Consider the following 15073-nt stretch of genomic DNA (forward strand, 5'->3'; position numbering starts at 1 on the left):
TTAGATCACTCGACTTCCACCGCTTCCGGATTCGGATTGCGCGGCGCCGGATGCTCGTCGAAGGTCAACTGCACCTTGTCGTCGGCATCGACGTCGACCGTCACGCGGCCGCCGTTCATCAGCTTGCCAAACAACAACTCGTCGGCGAGCGCGCGACGGATCGTGTCCTGGATCAGACGCTGCATTGGCCGCGCGCCCATCAGCGGATCGAAACCGTGCTTCGCCAGATGCTTGCGCAGCGCGTCGGTGAACAGCGCATCGACCTTCTTCTCGTGCAACTGATCTTCCAGCTGCATCAGGAACTTGTCGACCACGCGCATGATGATTTCCTCATCGAGCGAACGGAAGCTGATCGTCGCGTCCAGCCGGTTGCGGAACTCCGGCGTGAACATGCGCTTGATGTCGACCATCTCGTCGCCCGCCTCGCGGCGGTTCGTGAAGCCGATCACCGACTTACCCATTGCCTCGGCGCCCGCGTTCGTCGTCATGATGATGATGACGTTGCGGAAATCCGCCTTGCGACCGTTGTTGTCCGTCAACGTGCCGTGGTCCATCACCTGCAGCAGCACGTTGAAGATGTCCGGATGCGCCTTTTCGATTTCGTCGAGCAGCAGCACGCAGTGAGGCTTCTTCGTGATCGCCTCGGTCAGCAGGCCACCCTGGTCGAAACCGACGTAGCCCGGCGGCGCGCCGATCAGCCGGCTCACCGCATGACGCTCCATGTATTCGGACATATCGAAGCGGATCAGCTCGATGCCGAGCGTGAACGCCAGCTGCTTCGCGACTTCGGTCTTGCCGACGCCGGTCGGACCTGAGAACAGGAATGCGCCGATCGGTTTGTCGAGCTTGCCGAGGCCCGCGCGCGCCATCTTGATCGCGGCCGAGAGCGCGTCGATAGCCGGGTCTTGACCGAACACGACGCTCTTCAGATCGCGGTCGAGCGTCTGCAGTTTGCTGCGATCGTCCTGCGACACGCTTTGCGCCGGCACGCGCGCGATCTTGGAGATGATTTCCTCGATCTCGTTCTTGCCGATCGTCTTCTTCTGCTTCGACTTCGGCAAAATGCGCTGCGCCGCGCCCGCTTCGTCGATCACGTCGATCGCCTTGTCCGGCAAGTGACGATCGGTGATGAAGCGCGCCGACAGCTCAGCCGCCGCCGACAGCGCACCCGACGAATACTTGACGCCGTGGTGCTCTTCGAAACGCGACTTCAGGCCACGCAGGATCGCTACCGTCTGCTCGACGGTCGGCTCGGTCACGTCGACCTTCTGGAAACGACGCGACAGCGCCGCGTCCTTTTCGAAGATGCCGCGATATTCGGTGAAGGTGGTCGCGCCGATGCACTTCAGCGTGCCCGACGAGAGCGCCGGCTTGAGCAGGTTCGACGCATCCAGCGTGCCGCCCGACGCGGCACCCGCGCCAATCAGCGTATGGATTTCGTCGATGAAGAGAATGGCGTGCGGACGCTCCTTCAGTTCCTTCAAGACCGTCTTCAGACGCTGCTCGAAGTCGCCGCGATACTTGGTGCCCGCGAGCAGCGCGCCCATGTCGAGCGAATACACCTGGGCATCCGCGAGAATGTCCGGCACTTCGCCGCGCGTGATGCGCCAAGCGAGCCCCTCGGCGATCGCGGTCTTGCCGACACCGGCTTCACCGACCAGCAGCGGATTGTTCTTGCGCCGGCGGCACAGCACCTGCACCACGCGCTCGACTTCGGACTCGCGCCCGATCAGCGGATCGATGCGGCCGTCCTTCGCCATCTGGTTCAGGTTCTGCGTGAACTGGGCGAGCGGCGTTTCCTTCTGAGCGGCGGCTTCGTCGGACTCGGCATTCGCGTCGCTCGCTTTCGCGGCGTCCGAGCTGCTCGTCTTGGCGATGCCGTGCGAGATGAAATTGACCACGTCCAGACGCGTGACGCCCTGCTGCTGCAGGTAGTACACCGCATGCGAGTCTTTCTCGCCGAAGATCGCGACGAGCACGTTCGCGCCGGTCACTTCCTTCTTGCCGTTCGAGGTGGACTGCACATGCATGATCGCGCGCTGGATCACACGCTGGAAACCGAGCGTGGGCTGCGTGTCGACGTCGTCCGTGCCCGGCACGGTCGGCGTGTTGTCATGAATGAAGTTGCGCAGGTTCTGGCGCAGATCCTCGATATTGGCCGCGCACGCACGCAGTACCTCTGCCGCCGTCGGGTTATCCAACAGCGCGAGCAAAAGATGTTCGACCGTTATGAACTCGTGCCTTGCCTGGCGCGCTTCCATGAACGCCATGTGCAGGCTGACTTCCAGTTCCTGGGCAATCATGCTTCCTCCATCACACACTGCAGCGGATGCCCGGCCTGCCGTGCGTGGGTAACGACTTGCTCGACTTTGGTCGACGCGATGTCCCGCGTATAGACCCCACAAACTCCCCTGCCCTCGCGATGCACCTTCAACATGACCTGCGTTGCGGTTTCACGATCTTTATTGAAATATTCCTGCACGATCATCACGACAAATTCCATCGGCGTGAAGTCGTCATTCAGCAGCACCACCTTGTACATGGACGGCGGCTTGAGTTTCTGCTCCTGCCGCTCCAGTACGGTGCCGTCCTGCTTGTCCGGGATAATCGCCATACACCCATTCTAAACAACTAGGACAGGCCCGCAATCCTGTCAAAACCCGGCCGATCGGCCGATGAGCCCGTTCGCTGTTGCCCGCCGGGTCACGACATCGTCATGATCGGCCTGGCATGCGCGCTTTCGACGGGCCGATTGCGGTGCCGGCCCCTATCCTGTCGTGCGCAGCACTCGCTGCACCGCGGTCGGATCGAGTATCGCACAACCTGCCGGTACTGGCTGGGAGCGCTCGCCGCGCTGGGCGTCGGCGCCGCGGGCACAGTCAGCATGTGCGTCGATTATGCGACTTTTCAAGCCACGCCGCTTGCGCCACCGCACATACGGAAGCGGTAAAAACCCTGGAAAGCGGCCTGTTTGCAACGCGACAACGACGTCTCAAAATTTTCTTGACACTCGGATAAAGAGCCCCAACAATCAAGCTGGCACTTTTTTCACTAAGCCATAATTCGAAAAAATGCCGATGGTGAGCTTGTGAGGAGGGAGCGGTTGCCTCGTGCGGCCGTGGCTTTTTCGAGGGCTCGTGGTAGTGACATGAGTTACAGGGGAAGTTGGAATGGCAACTGGTACGGTCAAATGGTTCAACGACGCGAAAGGTTTTGGATTCATCACGCCTGACGAGGGCGGCGAGGATCTGTTTGCACACTTCTCGGCCATCCAGATGAATGGGTTCAAGACCCTCAAGGAAGGCCAGAAGGTCACCTTCGAGGTCGTGCAGGGTCCGAAAGGCAAACAGGCATCGAACATTCAGGCGCCAGCCTGAGGCGATTCGTTACCCGTCCTTTTTGAAACCCGGCTTCGCGCCGGGTTTCTTTTTTGCGGCTGCTATTTATTGCGGCGGATTTTCGGCCGGAAAACCTACGCGAATATCGCGAGTAAAAAATACCCCGGCTGCTTGCTGGCGCCGGGGTTTATTTATGCCAATCGGATAATCACGACGCATCAGTTACATATTGTCGATCATCACTTGCCCGAATGCCGAGCACGACACCTGGGTCGCGCCTTCCATCAGGCGGGCAAAATCGTAAGTCACGCGCTTTTGCAGGATCGATTTTTCCATCGAGCTGATTATCAGATCCGCCGCCTCGAACCACCCGAGATGGCGCAGCATCATTTCCGCTGACAAGATTTCCGAGCCCGGATTCACGTAGTCCTTGCCCGCGTATTTCGGCGCGGTGCCGTGCGTCGCTTCGAACATCGCAACCGAATCCGACAGGTTCGCGCCCGGCGCGATGCCGATGCCGCCGACCTGCGCGGCGAGCGCGTCCGAGATGTAGTCGCCGTTCAGGTTCAGCGTGGCGATCACGTCATATTCGGCCGGGCGCAGCAGGATCTGCTGCAGGAACGCGTCGGCGATCACGTCCTTCACGACGACGTCGCCGCCGGTCTTCGGATTCCTGACTTTCATCCATGGACCGCCGTCGATCAGCTCCGCGTTGAACTCCTTCTGCGCGAGCGCGTAGCCGTAGTCGCGGAACGCACCTTCGGTGTACTTCATGATGTTGCCCTTGTGCACCAGCGTAACCGAGCGGCGTTCGTTATCGATCGCGTACTGGATTGCCTTGCGCACCAGACGCTCGGTACCTTCGCGCGACACCGGCTTGATGCCGATGCCCGAAGAATCCGGAAAGCGGATCTTCTTCACGCCCATTTCTTCGCGCAGGAACTTGATGACCTTCTTCGCCTGCTCGGATTCAGCCGGCCATTCGATGCCCGCGTAGATGTCTTCGGAGTTCTCGCGGAAGATCACCATGTTGGTTTTTTCCGGCTCCCGCACCGGCGACGGCACGCCCTTGAAATACTGCACCGGGCGCAGGCACACATAGAGGTCCAGTTCCTGGCGCAACGCGACGTTCAGCGAGCGGATACCGCCGCCGACCGGCGTGGTGAGCGGCCCCTTGATCGATACGACGTATTCCTTGACCGCCTGCAGCGTTTCGTCCGGCAGCCATACGTCCGGGCCGTACACCCTGGTCGCCTTCTCGCCCGCGAAAATTTCCATCCAGTGAATTTTCTTCTTGCCGCCGTATGCCTTTTCGACCGCCGCATCCACGACCTTGATCATGACCGGCGTGATGTCCAGACCGGTGCCATCGCCTTCGATATACGGGATGATCGGTTCGTCCGAAACGTTGAGTGTGAAGTCGGCGTTGACGGTGATCTTGTCGCCACCGGTCGGAACCTTGATGTGCTGATACGGCATGATCGGACTCCAGTGAAAGCTGTGCAAAAGCTGATGGGAGACTGCGCAAAAGACGCCCTCGCCGCGCAATGCCGAACCTCCGCGAGCGGCCTGGCCGTTATTCTAGCCCACGCCTCACGGGCGACGCCGCCCCTGCCCGCTCCGGGTTTTCCAACATGGACGCCGCCCGGGGCGGGGCCGTGCTCCTTTATAAGATACAAGAATCGACATCCCGATTTATGCATTATCATCGCGCCATCTATCACCGGACGAAGCGTGCGTACGAGGCTGCCCGCCGCCGTCGCCGAGGTTCGCCGCGCGCCACTGCGTGACGCTCCCGCGACGCGCACGCCGCACTGACTGTATCGCTCCGCCGTATCTCTCCTATGCGCCTTCTCGCCCTCAACAAGCCGTTCGGCACCATTTGTCAATTTTCGCCACACGAGACGCGCGCGTCGCTTGCCGACTGGGTCAAGGTGCCCGGCGTCTATCCGGCCGGCCGACTCGACTCCGATAGCGAAGGCCTGTTGCTGCTCACCGACGACGGCACCCTGCAGGCGCGCATCGCCGAGCCGCGCCACAAGCTCGTCAAACGCTATTGGGCGCAAGTCGAAGGCGCGGTCGACGTCGCCGCGTTGCAAAAGCTCGCGCGCGGCGTCGATCTCGGCGACTACGTGACACGCCCATGTCAGGCGACCTATGTCGACGCGCACGGCTCGCTGTGGACGCGCACGCCGCCGATCCGCTATCGCGCTGCGATCCCGACCACGTGGATCGAGCTGTCGATCACCGAAGGCAAGAACCGTCAGGTGCGTCGCATGACGGCGGCGGTCGGTTTTCCGACGCTGCGTCTGGTGCGCGTCGGCATCGGTGCGCTTGACGTCTTTTCGCTCGGACTGCAACCTGGAGAAAGCATCGACTTGCGAGCGAACGCGCCATGGGATGGGGTCGCCTGACCATCGTTTGACGATTGCCTGTTCGTCGCCAAAGCATCCGCGGGCCGAACTCGCGGACGCGCGAATCACTCTTCACGTGATCACTCCAAACACGTTTCACGACTGTGACAATCGACGCTAACCCGTTGTAGTAGCAGACAAAACAACGCGTGAAACGCAAGCTCGACATGCATGAAACAAACGGGCTCGCGCGAGCCTCCGCGATGCAGCTTCATCGCATCTGATGGCGACAAAAATTTCCGCATAGTTCGCGTCAACCGCCGTACAACTCCACGCGTTATTCGACGCAGATGCCGCCGAAGCTATCCGGCATTCAGCCTTAAAGACCTTTGCATAAGCCGTTTTTGCGCGGCGAGTACGAAAGTCCGAACGCTAGCAGACGCGTTGAAATTTTCTTCGATGCGGCTGTCAACCGAAAGGTGGATGGCGCGTTTACCGACATGACTCTACATAAGCCGGGTCATTTGGTTAATTAACTCAAGCTGAGGATTCACAAAATGAACAAACTGATCGCCGCTCTGGTCGCTGGCCTCTTCGCAACGGCAGCATTCGCACAAGCATCGGCACCGGAAGCAGCTTCGGCAGCTCCGGCAGCAGCAGCTTCGTCGGCAAAGAAGACCACCAAGCACGCTCACAAGAAGTCGCACAAGAAGGCAGCAGCAGCTGCAGCTTCGGCAGCTTCGGAGTAAGTTGCTGGTAACAAACGCAGTCAAGAACAAGCTTCATTGCCGTTCTTACGGCGTTGTAAGGCAGATCACCGCAAGGCGATCTGCCTTTTTGTTTTTGACGCGCTCGCGTAACATGCGCGGGTTCATTTCAGCAAGGAGTCTTCCCGTGCGATTTTCCATGCGCTCGTTGATGGCGCGTTTCGTCGTTGCCGTGGCACTGCCGCTCGCGGCGCTCTCGTTCGCCGCCGCCACCACCGCCCCCGCCCAGGCGCAGCAGATGCCGCCGGGCGCCAAGCAACCGAGCGAGTTTCCGCGCGTCAAACTGACCGCGGGCATGTTCGTCATCGACGCGGCCGTCGCCGCCAACGACGCCGACCGCGAACAGGGCTTGATGTATCGCACGAATCTCGCACCGAACGAAGGCATGCTGTTCGTGTTCGACGAGAACGCGGGCCACTGCTTCTGGATGAAGAACACGCTGATCCCGCTGTCGATCGCGTTCATGCGTGCCGACGGCACGATCACCGACATCGACGAGATGCAGGCCGAGACCACCAACAACCACTGCCCGACGCACAATGGCGTGTTCGCGCTGGAAATGTCCAAGGGCTGGTTTTCGTCGAAGGGCATCAAGCCGGGCATGCGGGTCCAGGGCTTGCCGCCGGTGCCGGGTATCGCGCAGTAAAGTCCCGCGCGGCCAGCCCTGGCGCCGGCTGGCAAGATTCATGCAAAAGACCAGTCGACGCGCTATCCTTGTAATCTCAGTAAGCAGCACCAGACTCCCCGGGCGGCCCACGCGGTCGCCCGGCATGCGTTTCAGGCGCGCCATTACAAGGAGATTAACGTGCCCCGCAAGACTCCCATCGAGCGCTACCGGAATATCGGCATCAGCGCTCACATCGATGCCGGCAAAACCACCACCACCGAGCGGATTCTGTTCTACACCGGCGTGACCCACAAGATCGGCGAGGTTCACGACGGTGCGGCGACGATGGACTGGATGGAACAGGAGCAGGAGCGCGGCATCACGATCACGTCGGCGGCCACCACGGCGTTCTGGAAGGGCATGGCCGGCAATTATCCGGAGCATCGGATCAACATCATCGACACCCCCGGGCACGTCGACTTCACGATCGAAGTCGAACGCTCGATGCGCGTGCTCGACGGCGCCTGCATGGTGTACGACTCGGTCGGCGGCGTGCAGCCGCAATCGGAAACGGTGTGGCGCCAGGCGAACAAGTACAAGGTGCCGCGCATCGCATTCGTCAACAAGATGGACCGCGTCGGCGCGGACTTCTTCCGGGTGCAGCGGCAGATCGGCGATCGGCTGAAGGGTGTCGCCGTGCCGATCCAGATTCCGATCGGCGCGGAAGAGCACTTCCAGGGCGTGGTCGACCTAGTCAAGATGAAGGCGATCTACTGGGACGACGACAGCCAGGGCATCAAGTTCGAGTACCGCGACATTCCGGCTGAACTCGCGGCCACCGCCAGGGAATGGCACGACAAGATGGTCGAGGCCGCGGCCGAGGCGAACGAGGAACTGCTCGAGAAATACCTCGGCGGCGAACCGCTCAGCGAAGCAGAAATCAGGCACGGCATCCGCGCGCGCACGATCGCCAACGAGATCGTGCCGATGCTGTGCGGCAGCGCATTCAAGAACAAGGGCGTGCAAGCGATGCTCGACGCGGTGATCGACTATCTGCCGTCGCCCGTCGACGTGCCTGCGATTACCGGTCACGACGAGTACGATCGTGAGATCGAGCGTCATCCCAACGACGACGATCCGTTCTCGGCGCTCGCCTTCAAGATCATGACCGACCCCTTCGTCGGCCAGCTGATCTTCTTCCGCGTGTACTCGGGCGTCGTCAATTCGGGCGACACGGTCTACAACGCGGTCAAGGAAAAAAAGGAGCGCCTCGGCCGCATCCTGCAGATGCACGCGAACGAGCGCAAGGAAATCAAGGAGGTCTATGCGGGCGACATCGCCGCGGCCGTCGGTCTGAAGGAAGCCACCACCGGCGACACGCTCTGCGATCCTAACCATGTGATCATCCTCGAAAAGATGATCTTCCCCGATCCGGTGATTTCGCAGGCCGTCGAGCCGAAGACCAAGGCCGACCAGGAAAAGATGGGCATCGCGCTGAACCGTCTCGCGCAGGAAGATCCGTCGTTCCGCGTGCAGACCGATGAGGAATCCGGACAGACGATCATCTCTGGCATGGGCGAGCTGCACCTCGAAATTCTGGTCGATCGGATGAAGCGCGAGTTCGGCGTGGAGGCGACCGTCGGCAAGCCGCAGGTCGCTTATCGCGAAACGGTGCGCAACAAGGTCGAGGACGTCGAAGGCAAGTTCGTCAAGCAGTCGGGCGGCCGCGGCCAGTACGGCCACGCGGTGATCGCGCTCGAACCGAGCGCACAGGGCAAGGGCTACGAGTTCGTCGACGCGATCAAGGGCGGCGTGATTCCACGCGAATTCATTCCGGCCGTCGACAAGGGCATCCAGGAAACGTTGAAGGCCGGCGTGCTCGCGGGCTATCCGGTCGTCGACGTCAAGGTCACGCTGACTTTCGGTTCGTACCACGACGTCGACTCGAATGAAAACGCGTTCCGCATGGCCGGCTCGATGGCGTTCAAGGAAGCCATGCGCAAGGCGAAGCCGGTGCTGCTCGAACCGATGATGGCGGTGGAAGTCGAAACGCCCGAGGACTTCATGGGCAACGTGATGGGCGACCTGTCGAGCCGGCGCGGCATGGTGCAAGGCATGGAAGACATCGCGGGCGGCGGCGGCAAGCTGGTGCGCGCGGAAGTGCCGCTCGCCGAGATGTTCGGCTACTCGACGTCGCTGCGCTCGGCCACCCAGGGCCGGGCGACCTACACGATGGAGTTCAAGCACTATGCGGAAACGCCGAACAACGTCGCCGAGGCCGTGATCAACGCGAAGAAGCAATGATACTGACGTCACGGCGTTGAGCGCGACGACTCGAAGCCCGCTCCGTGTGAGCGGGTTTTTTTTGCGGCGCCTTTTGCATCGTGACGCCACGCAGCCATTTTTTGAACGTGCCAGAATGTCGATCAGCCATGCGGCACGACCGTCGAGCGCAGGACCGAAGCGAACGACTCGAGCGCGGCACGCAAGCCGAGGAGGAGAGACGATGAGCCAGGATCACGAACATCCGCATTACCGGGCCGAGCACGAAGCCGCCGAAGCCAGCCAGCAGATCGACTGGCGCGAGCACGGCGTGAAGGTCATCCGCGGCGATCAACTCGACGCCAACACCGCGCAAACGCCGGGCATGAATCGCGCGGCCGCAATCAATGCGGCGCGCGTCGGCGCGCAGAAGATCTGGGCCGGCACGGTCACGATCCATCCGAATGCAAAGACCGGCGCGCATCATCATGGCGCGCTCGAAAGCGTGATTTACGTGGTGCGCGGCCAGGCGCGCATGCGCTGGGGCGAGCATCTGGAGTTCACCGCGGAGGCCGGTCCCGGCGACTTTATCTTCGTGCCGCCCTACGTGCCGCATCAAGAGATCAACGGGAGCACCGACGAACCGCTCGAATGCGTGCTCGTGCGCAGCGACAACGAAGCGGTCGTCGTCAATCTGAACATCGACGCGGTCGAGCAGCCGGAAGCGGTCTACTGGGTCGATCCGATCCATAAGCATCCGCACGATCACTAAGCCGCTCGCTAACCTGCTCGTTTATCCGCCCGCGCCACATGACGCCTACTGCCTCGCTGCGCCCTCGGCTCGTCACGCTCTACACGGTTCTGATCGCCGCCAACCTCGGCGCCTGGCTGTGGGCGCTGATCGCGTTTCGTCACTATCCGCTGCTGCTCGGCACCGCGCTGCTCGCGTATGGCTTCGGCCTGCGTCATGCGGTCGACGCCGACCACATCGCGGCGATCGATGCCGTCACGCGCAAGCTGATGCAAACGGGCAAGCGACCGCTCGGCATCGGGCTCGCGTTTTCGCTCGGACATTCGACGATCGTGATCGCGGCGACGGTCGGCATCGCGTGGACCACGCATTCGCTGCATGGGCGCTTCGAGAGCCTCAAGGAAGTCGGCGGCATGCTCGGCACGCTGGTCTCGGCGACGTTTCTGCTGGTGCTCGCGGCGATCAATCTCGTGATTCTGCGCGACGTGTGGCGCCGCTACCGGCACGTGCGGCATGGCGGCGCGACAACAACACCGTCAGCCGATGCCCTCGCCCCAGCCGGACTGCTGTCGCGCGCATTACGTCCGCTATTCCGGCTGGTCACGACAAGCTGGCACATGTATCCGGTCGGCGTGCTGTTCGGACTCGGGTTCGACACCGCGACCGAGATCGGCCTTCTCGCGATCGCCGCATCGCAAGCGAGCACCGGGCTGCCGCTCTACTCGATCCTCGTGTTTCCGGCGCTCTTCACGGCCGGCATGACGCTCGTCGATTCGACCGACAACGTGCTGATGGTGCATGCGTACGGCTGGGCGATGGACGACCCGATGCGCAAGCTGTACTACAACGCGAGCATCACCTTCGTGTCGGCGGTGGTCGCAATCGTGATCGGCGGCGTCGAGGCGTTGGGATTGCTGTCGGACCGTTTCGGCTGGAGCGGCGGCGTGCGCGATGCGATCGCCGGTGTCGGCGATCATTTCGGCGCACTCGGTTATGCGACCGTCGCGGCCTTCATGGCGTGCTGGATCGGCTCGGTGCTGTTTAATCGCTGGAGACGGCCGGATCCGGCGCGACGGTAGATCGCCGCGGCAAAACACTCGACGCAATCGACCCGATCGGTAAGGCTTCCAGCGCAATGTCCACCGGCGCATCGCGCTCATCGTTGCGCGGACTCGTTGATCTAGCGGCTGCCGCCGACGCTCTCATCATCGTTCCCGGAACGCTTCACGCGCTTTGAAAATCGGCTTCAGCAGATAGTCAAGGATTGTCTTCTCACCGGTACGGATGTCGGCCGTCGCGACCATGCCCGGCAGAATCGGTAAGCTTTTCCCGCCAGCATGCAACTCACTGGCGTCGGTCAGCACGAGCACCCGGTAGTAGGTGGCATCGGCCCGGCCCGCTGCGGCCTTCTGGTCGTCCTTCAGAGTGTCAGGACTGATGTGTTCGACCTTGCCCGTCAGGCCACCATAAATACCGTAGTCGTAAGCGGTGATCTTCACCGTGGCCGGTTGACCGGGATGCAGGAATGCGACATCCGAAGGCTTGATGCGTGCCTCGACGAGCAACTGATCCTCCAGCGGCACGATTTCCATGATGTGCTCACCCGGCTGGATGACGCCTCCAATCGTATTGACGCGTACGTTCTTCACCGTGCCATATACGGGTGCCACCACCGTCGTGCGCTGCAGGACATCCGCGCGACCCACCACGGTTTCGCTGGTTTGCGCCAGTTCCAGTTCCAGCTTCGTCAGTTCCGAGTTTGCATCGGCCTGAAACTTGTTGCGCCGCTCGACGACCTGCGAGCGCAGGTCGTTTGCCTGACGGCGCATGCGCAACAGTTCGACTTCGGATACCAGCCCCTTGGCCGCGAGCGGCTCGGCCAACGCGATTTCCTTGCCCGAGAGCGAGTAGCTCTTTTCCAGCGCCGCTACGCTGTCGTCCAGTGCTCGCCGGCGCGCGTTGTATGCGAGCGTTTCCTGCTTCACGACCGTCGGCACGGCTTTTACGTCGTCCGGAAATGTCAGCGGTTGTCCGTACGCCTCAGCGCGCAAACGCGCAATCGTCGCCTTCAGCCCGACCGATTTGGACCACGCTTCTCGATAGCTTGTCTCTGCACGCGTTGGGTCGATCTTTGCCAACACCTGGCCCTTCTTGACGATATCGCCTTCGCGTACATCTAGTTGCTCGAGAATGCCGCCTTCGAGACTCTGGATGACCTGCTCGCGGCTTTTCGAAATGATGGTCCCTTCGCCGTGCGTAATCTCTTCCACGCGAGCAAAGTGCGCCCAAGTCAGACCGACTGCCAGAATCGCGAGAATCACGTAAAGCATGATCATGGAGCCCGGAGTCGACTGCGTGAGCAACGATTCCTTGATGTCGCTCATAAATGCGGCATCGCCTGGGGTGAGCCGGGCATTCTTCGCCCGGCGTCTGAGAATATTGAAGTTCATTGACATTGCTCCTCGTTCGGCACGCCTGCCTGCGCATTACCGGCTTGCGCAGTGGCTGCCGAAACGGCCTTCTTTGCGGGCACGATCCTGATATTGGTAGTGGTGGCTTGAGGCGCCGCAGGCGAAGCGGCTGAGCCGGAAGCGGTCGTGGCTTCGGCTCCCGGCGGGGTGCGCTGTCGCTCGCGCGGCTGCGCTCCATCCACTGCAGCCGACTTGGCGTTACCCGACAGCGCGGCGAGGATCTTGTGCTTCGGACCGTCGGCCACGACTTTGCCTTCCTCGACAACGACAATCCGGTCAACCAGTGCCAACAAGGATGGTCGATGGGTCACGACAACGATCGCCTGTCCGAGCGTTGCACGCGCGAGGTGCTCGAGGAAAACCGCCTCGGTCTGGCTATCCATCGCGCTGGTCGGCTCATCGAGCAACAGAAGTTGCGGCCGCGCAAGGAGGCTGCGAGCCAACGACACCAGTTGACGCTGGCCGCCGGAGATGCCCACACCACCTTCTCCGATCGGAAGGTTGATGCCCTTTGGATGGCGGCTTGCGAACTGCTCAAGGCCGGTTAAACGCAGCACGCGCAAAAACTCGTCAGCGCTCGCTTCCGGCCGGCCGATCATCACGTTTTCGCGCAGGGTACCGTGAAAAAGACGCGCGTCCTGTCCCACGTAACCCACCGCTTTGCGCCAGTCGGCCAGGTCGATCTGCTCGACATCCAGACCGTTGGTCAACACCTGGCCGTCAACCGGCGCATAAAGACGCGCCATCACGCGCAGCAGGGTCGATTTACCGCTGCCGACGCGGCCCAGGATCGCAACCCGCTCGCCGGCCCCGATGCTCAGGTTGACGTCCTTCAGAACCGACGGATTCGTTTGCATCGCCGGCGCTGGGTATGAGAAGCAGACGTCCTTCAGCGTGATTTGTCCCGACAGCGGTGGCTTGGGCAGATAGGTGCGTGACGAATCACGATCAACGGGCATCGTCATCAGGCTGTTCAACGAGTGCAGCGCGGTCTTCGCCTGCTGGAAGCGCAAGGCCAGTCCCATCACCTGGCCCAGCGGCGCGGTAATTCGACCGGCCAGCATCACGGTACCGATCAGTGCACCTTGCGTCAGCTCGCCTGCGCCGATCAGGTACACGCCCAGCACCACCAGCACCACCGTCTGCAATTGCTGCAACAACGCGATGAAGCTCGTCGCCTTGCTGGAAATCTGACGCGACTTCATCGAAGAGGATGCCGCCATCGCGCTTAAGGTCTCCCAACGCTTTTGCATATGGCCTTCACCACCCACCGCCTTGAGCGTCTCAAGACCTTCAACCGACTCGATCAGTACGCCCTGCTTCAGCGACGCCTCCTTGAAATTCTCTTTCATGAGTCGGGCAAGCGGCCACTGCACGAACAGACTCGCCCCGACGATCAACGGGATCATCAGCAACGGCACCCAGCCGAGTGAGCCTCCGACCGCGAACACCACGCCCACGAAGACGAAGACGAACGGCAGATCGGAAATCGCAGACAGCGTCGCGGAGGTCGCGAAGTCTCGCACCGACTCGAACTCGCGCAGCTGGTTGGCGAATGAACCCGCCGACGCGGGCCTGTACTCCATCCGGATCGCGAGCGCTCGCCGAAATAGAAGCGTACCCATAACGAGATCTGCCTTCTTGCCGGCAACGTCCAGCAAATGGCTACGGACATGACGAGAGATCGCTTCAAACAGCATCGCAATGCCAACCCCGATCGCGAGCGACCAGAGCGTGACGTAGGCTTGGTTCGGTACCACGCGGTCGTACACGTTCATCGTGAAAAAGACGCTGGCGAGACCAAGCACATTGATCAGCAATGCGCCAAGCGCGGCACTCGCGTAGTAGCGCCGATAGCGCCATAGCGTACCGAGCAGCCAGTGGCCAGCCGGTTCGACGCTGTCCCCTTCGCGCAACTCGACTCTGGCCGTCGGCTTGACCAGAATGGCGTAGCCCGCATAGATCTCATCCATTTCCTCTTGGGTGTACTCCACCGGCTCATGGCCGATTTCCGGTACGACCACCTGATACAGAACGCGGCTCTTGGCTTCCTTATCCGGATTCTCCCGACGACCTAGCAATACGCAGCCCCCCATCCGCCGATGCAGCAAAATAGTCGGCAGCACGTGCTCCGGAATCAGTTGCAGGCGACGCTCCACGAGGCCCGCCGTGAGACCCGCATTTGACAGAGCGCCGAGCGCCAGCGACGGCGAAAGCATGCCGCTCTTCGGCAGGCCCGCGGTCAGCGCCTCCGCCGTCTTGCCACAACCGTAACGCTCGCAGATCCACATTACGGAGTTGAGTAGGCCGTCCTCGTTGGTGAGCGTCTGCGCCGCAGCCTGCACGTCAGGGAAAACGTCTTGAGTCATGATCGGAACCGGTTAGATTGATCGTTGTGGCGCGACACCTGAACCGTGATCCGGACGTACTGAACGATGAAAACAATCGTTGTCGTCTAAGGGTCGATTCGGCTATTTCGCGTGATTGATGAACGAAACATAAAATCTCGCACTGGCTTCCATT

12 protein-coding genes are annotated in these 15073 nt (G+C 61.5%); 7 read left to right on the forward strand and 5 right to left on the reverse strand.

Annotation, left to right across the window (positions count from 1 at the left end; all coding sequences use genetic code 11):
• Positions 1–5: 5 nt before the first annotated feature.
• Positions 6–2303, reverse strand: coding sequence for an ATP-dependent Clp protease ATP-binding subunit ClpA (gene clpA / locus BJG93_RS12740; protein WP_018421594.1), 2298 nt, complete (start codon positions 2301–2303; stop codon positions 6–8).
• Positions 2300–2614, reverse strand: coding sequence for an ATP-dependent Clp protease adapter ClpS (clpS, locus tag BJG93_RS12745; RefSeq protein ID WP_008919570.1), 315 nt, complete (start codon positions 2612–2614; stop codon positions 2300–2302). Before clpS ends, clpA begins: the two co-directional genes overlap by 4 nt.
• Positions 2615–3170: 556 nt before the next feature.
• Here clpS and BJG93_RS12750 point away from each other — a divergent pair.
• Positions 3171–3377: a cold-shock protein gene (locus BJG93_RS12750; RefSeq protein WP_007180614.1), complete on the forward strand. Its 207-nt coding sequence runs from the start codon at positions 3171–3173 to the stop codon at positions 3375–3377.
• A gap of 183 nt (positions 3378–3560) precedes the next feature.
• Here the strand turns inward: BJG93_RS12750 and icd are convergent, their stop codons facing one another.
• Positions 3561–4817 carry an NADP-dependent isocitrate dehydrogenase gene (icd, locus tag BJG93_RS12755; protein WP_027198629.1) on the reverse strand — a complete coding sequence of 419 codons (1257 nt, stop codon included), beginning with the start codon at positions 4815–4817 and terminating at the stop codon, positions 3561–3563.
• Between the two features lie 365 nt (positions 4818–5182).
• Here icd and BJG93_RS12760 point away from each other — a divergent pair, with 365 nt between their 5' ends.
• From BJG93_RS12760 to BJG93_RS12785, 6 genes are all read left to right on the forward strand, one after another.
• Positions 5183–5752 carry a pseudouridine synthase gene (locus BJG93_RS12760; RefSeq protein WP_027198630.1) on the forward strand — a complete coding sequence of 190 codons (570 nt, stop codon included), beginning with the start codon at positions 5183–5185 and terminating at the stop codon, positions 5750–5752.
• A 497-nt stretch (positions 5753–6249) separates the two neighbouring features.
• Entirely contained in the window at positions 6250–6441 is a 192-nt protein-coding gene (locus BJG93_RS12765; protein ID WP_082194658.1) for a hypothetical protein, read from the forward strand.
• Between the two features lie 145 nt (positions 6442–6586).
• The gene (locus BJG93_RS12770; RefSeq protein ID WP_027198631.1) at positions 6587–7105 is read left to right on the forward strand and encodes a DUF192 domain-containing protein; all 519 of its coding nucleotides are present in this window, start codon (positions 6587–6589) and stop codon (positions 7103–7105) included.
• 159 nt (positions 7106–7264) lie between these two features.
• Positions 7265–9370: an elongation factor G gene (gene fusA / locus BJG93_RS12775; RefSeq protein WP_027198632.1), complete on the forward strand. Its 2106-nt coding sequence runs from the start codon at positions 7265–7267 to the stop codon at positions 9368–9370.
• 202 nt (positions 9371–9572) lie between these two features.
• Complete coding sequence (locus BJG93_RS12780; protein WP_027198633.1) at positions 9573–10100, forward strand: cupin domain-containing protein; 528 nt, start codon at positions 9573–9575, stop codon at positions 10098–10100.
• A 38-nt stretch (positions 10101–10138) separates the two neighbouring features.
• Positions 10139–11158 (forward strand): HoxN/HupN/NixA family nickel/cobalt transporter, encoded by a 1020-nt coding sequence (locus tag BJG93_RS12785; RefSeq protein WP_027198634.1) that lies wholly within the window; start codon positions 10139–10141, stop codon positions 11156–11158.
• Between the two features lie 126 nt (positions 11159–11284).
• Here the strand turns inward: BJG93_RS12785 and BJG93_RS12790 are convergent, their stop codons facing one another.
• On the reverse strand, positions 11285–12529 hold the full coding sequence (locus tag BJG93_RS12790) for an HlyD family type I secretion periplasmic adaptor subunit (RefSeq protein ID WP_027198635.1): 1245 nt from the start codon (positions 12527–12529) through the stop codon (positions 11285–11287).
• On the reverse strand, positions 12526–14919 hold the full coding sequence (locus BJG93_RS12795) for a type I secretion system permease/ATPase (protein ID WP_027198636.1): 2394 nt from the start codon (positions 14917–14919) through the stop codon (positions 12526–12528). The genes BJG93_RS12790 and BJG93_RS12795 overlap by 4 nt, the downstream gene beginning before the upstream one ends.
• Positions 14920–15073 lie beyond the last annotated feature (154 nt).

The organism is Paraburkholderia sprentiae WSM5005 (assembly GCF_001865575.2).
Classification (GTDB): Bacteria; Pseudomonadota; Gammaproteobacteria; order Burkholderiales; family Burkholderiaceae; genus Paraburkholderia; species Paraburkholderia sprentiae.

Coding starts and splice junctions, on each gene's coding strand:
- clpA (WP_018421594.1), bottom strand. CDS start 2,303: ATGATTGCCCAGGAACTGGAAGTCAGCCTGCACATGGCGTTCATGGAA.
- clpS (WP_008919570.1), bottom strand. CDS start 2,614: ATGGCGATTATCCCGGACAAGCAGGACGGCACCGTACTGGAGCGGCAG.
- BJG93_RS12750 (WP_007180614.1), top strand. CDS start 3,171: ATGGCAACTGGTACGGTCAAATGGTTCAACGACGCGAAAGGTTTTGGA.
- icd (WP_027198629.1), bottom strand. CDS start 4,817: ATGCCGTATCAGCACATCAAGGTTCCGACCGGTGGCGACAAGATCACC.
- BJG93_RS12760 (WP_027198630.1), top strand. CDS start 5,183: ATGCGCCTTCTCGCCCTCAACAAGCCGTTCGGCACCATTTGTCAATTT.
- BJG93_RS12765 (WP_082194658.1), top strand. CDS start 6,250: ATGAACAAACTGATCGCCGCTCTGGTCGCTGGCCTCTTCGCAACGGCA.
- BJG93_RS12780 (WP_027198633.1), top strand. CDS start 9,573: ATGAGCCAGGATCACGAACATCCGCATTACCGGGCCGAGCACGAAGCC.
- BJG93_RS12785 (WP_027198634.1), top strand. CDS start 10,139: ATGACGCCTACTGCCTCGCTGCGCCCTCGGCTCGTCACGCTCTACACG.
- BJG93_RS12790 (WP_027198635.1), bottom strand. CDS start 12,529: ATGAACTTCAATATTCTCAGACGCCGGGCGAAGAATGCCCGGCTCACC.
- BJG93_RS12795 (WP_027198636.1), bottom strand. CDS start 14,919: ATGACTCAAGACGTTTTCCCTGACGTGCAGGCTGCGGCGCAGACGCTC.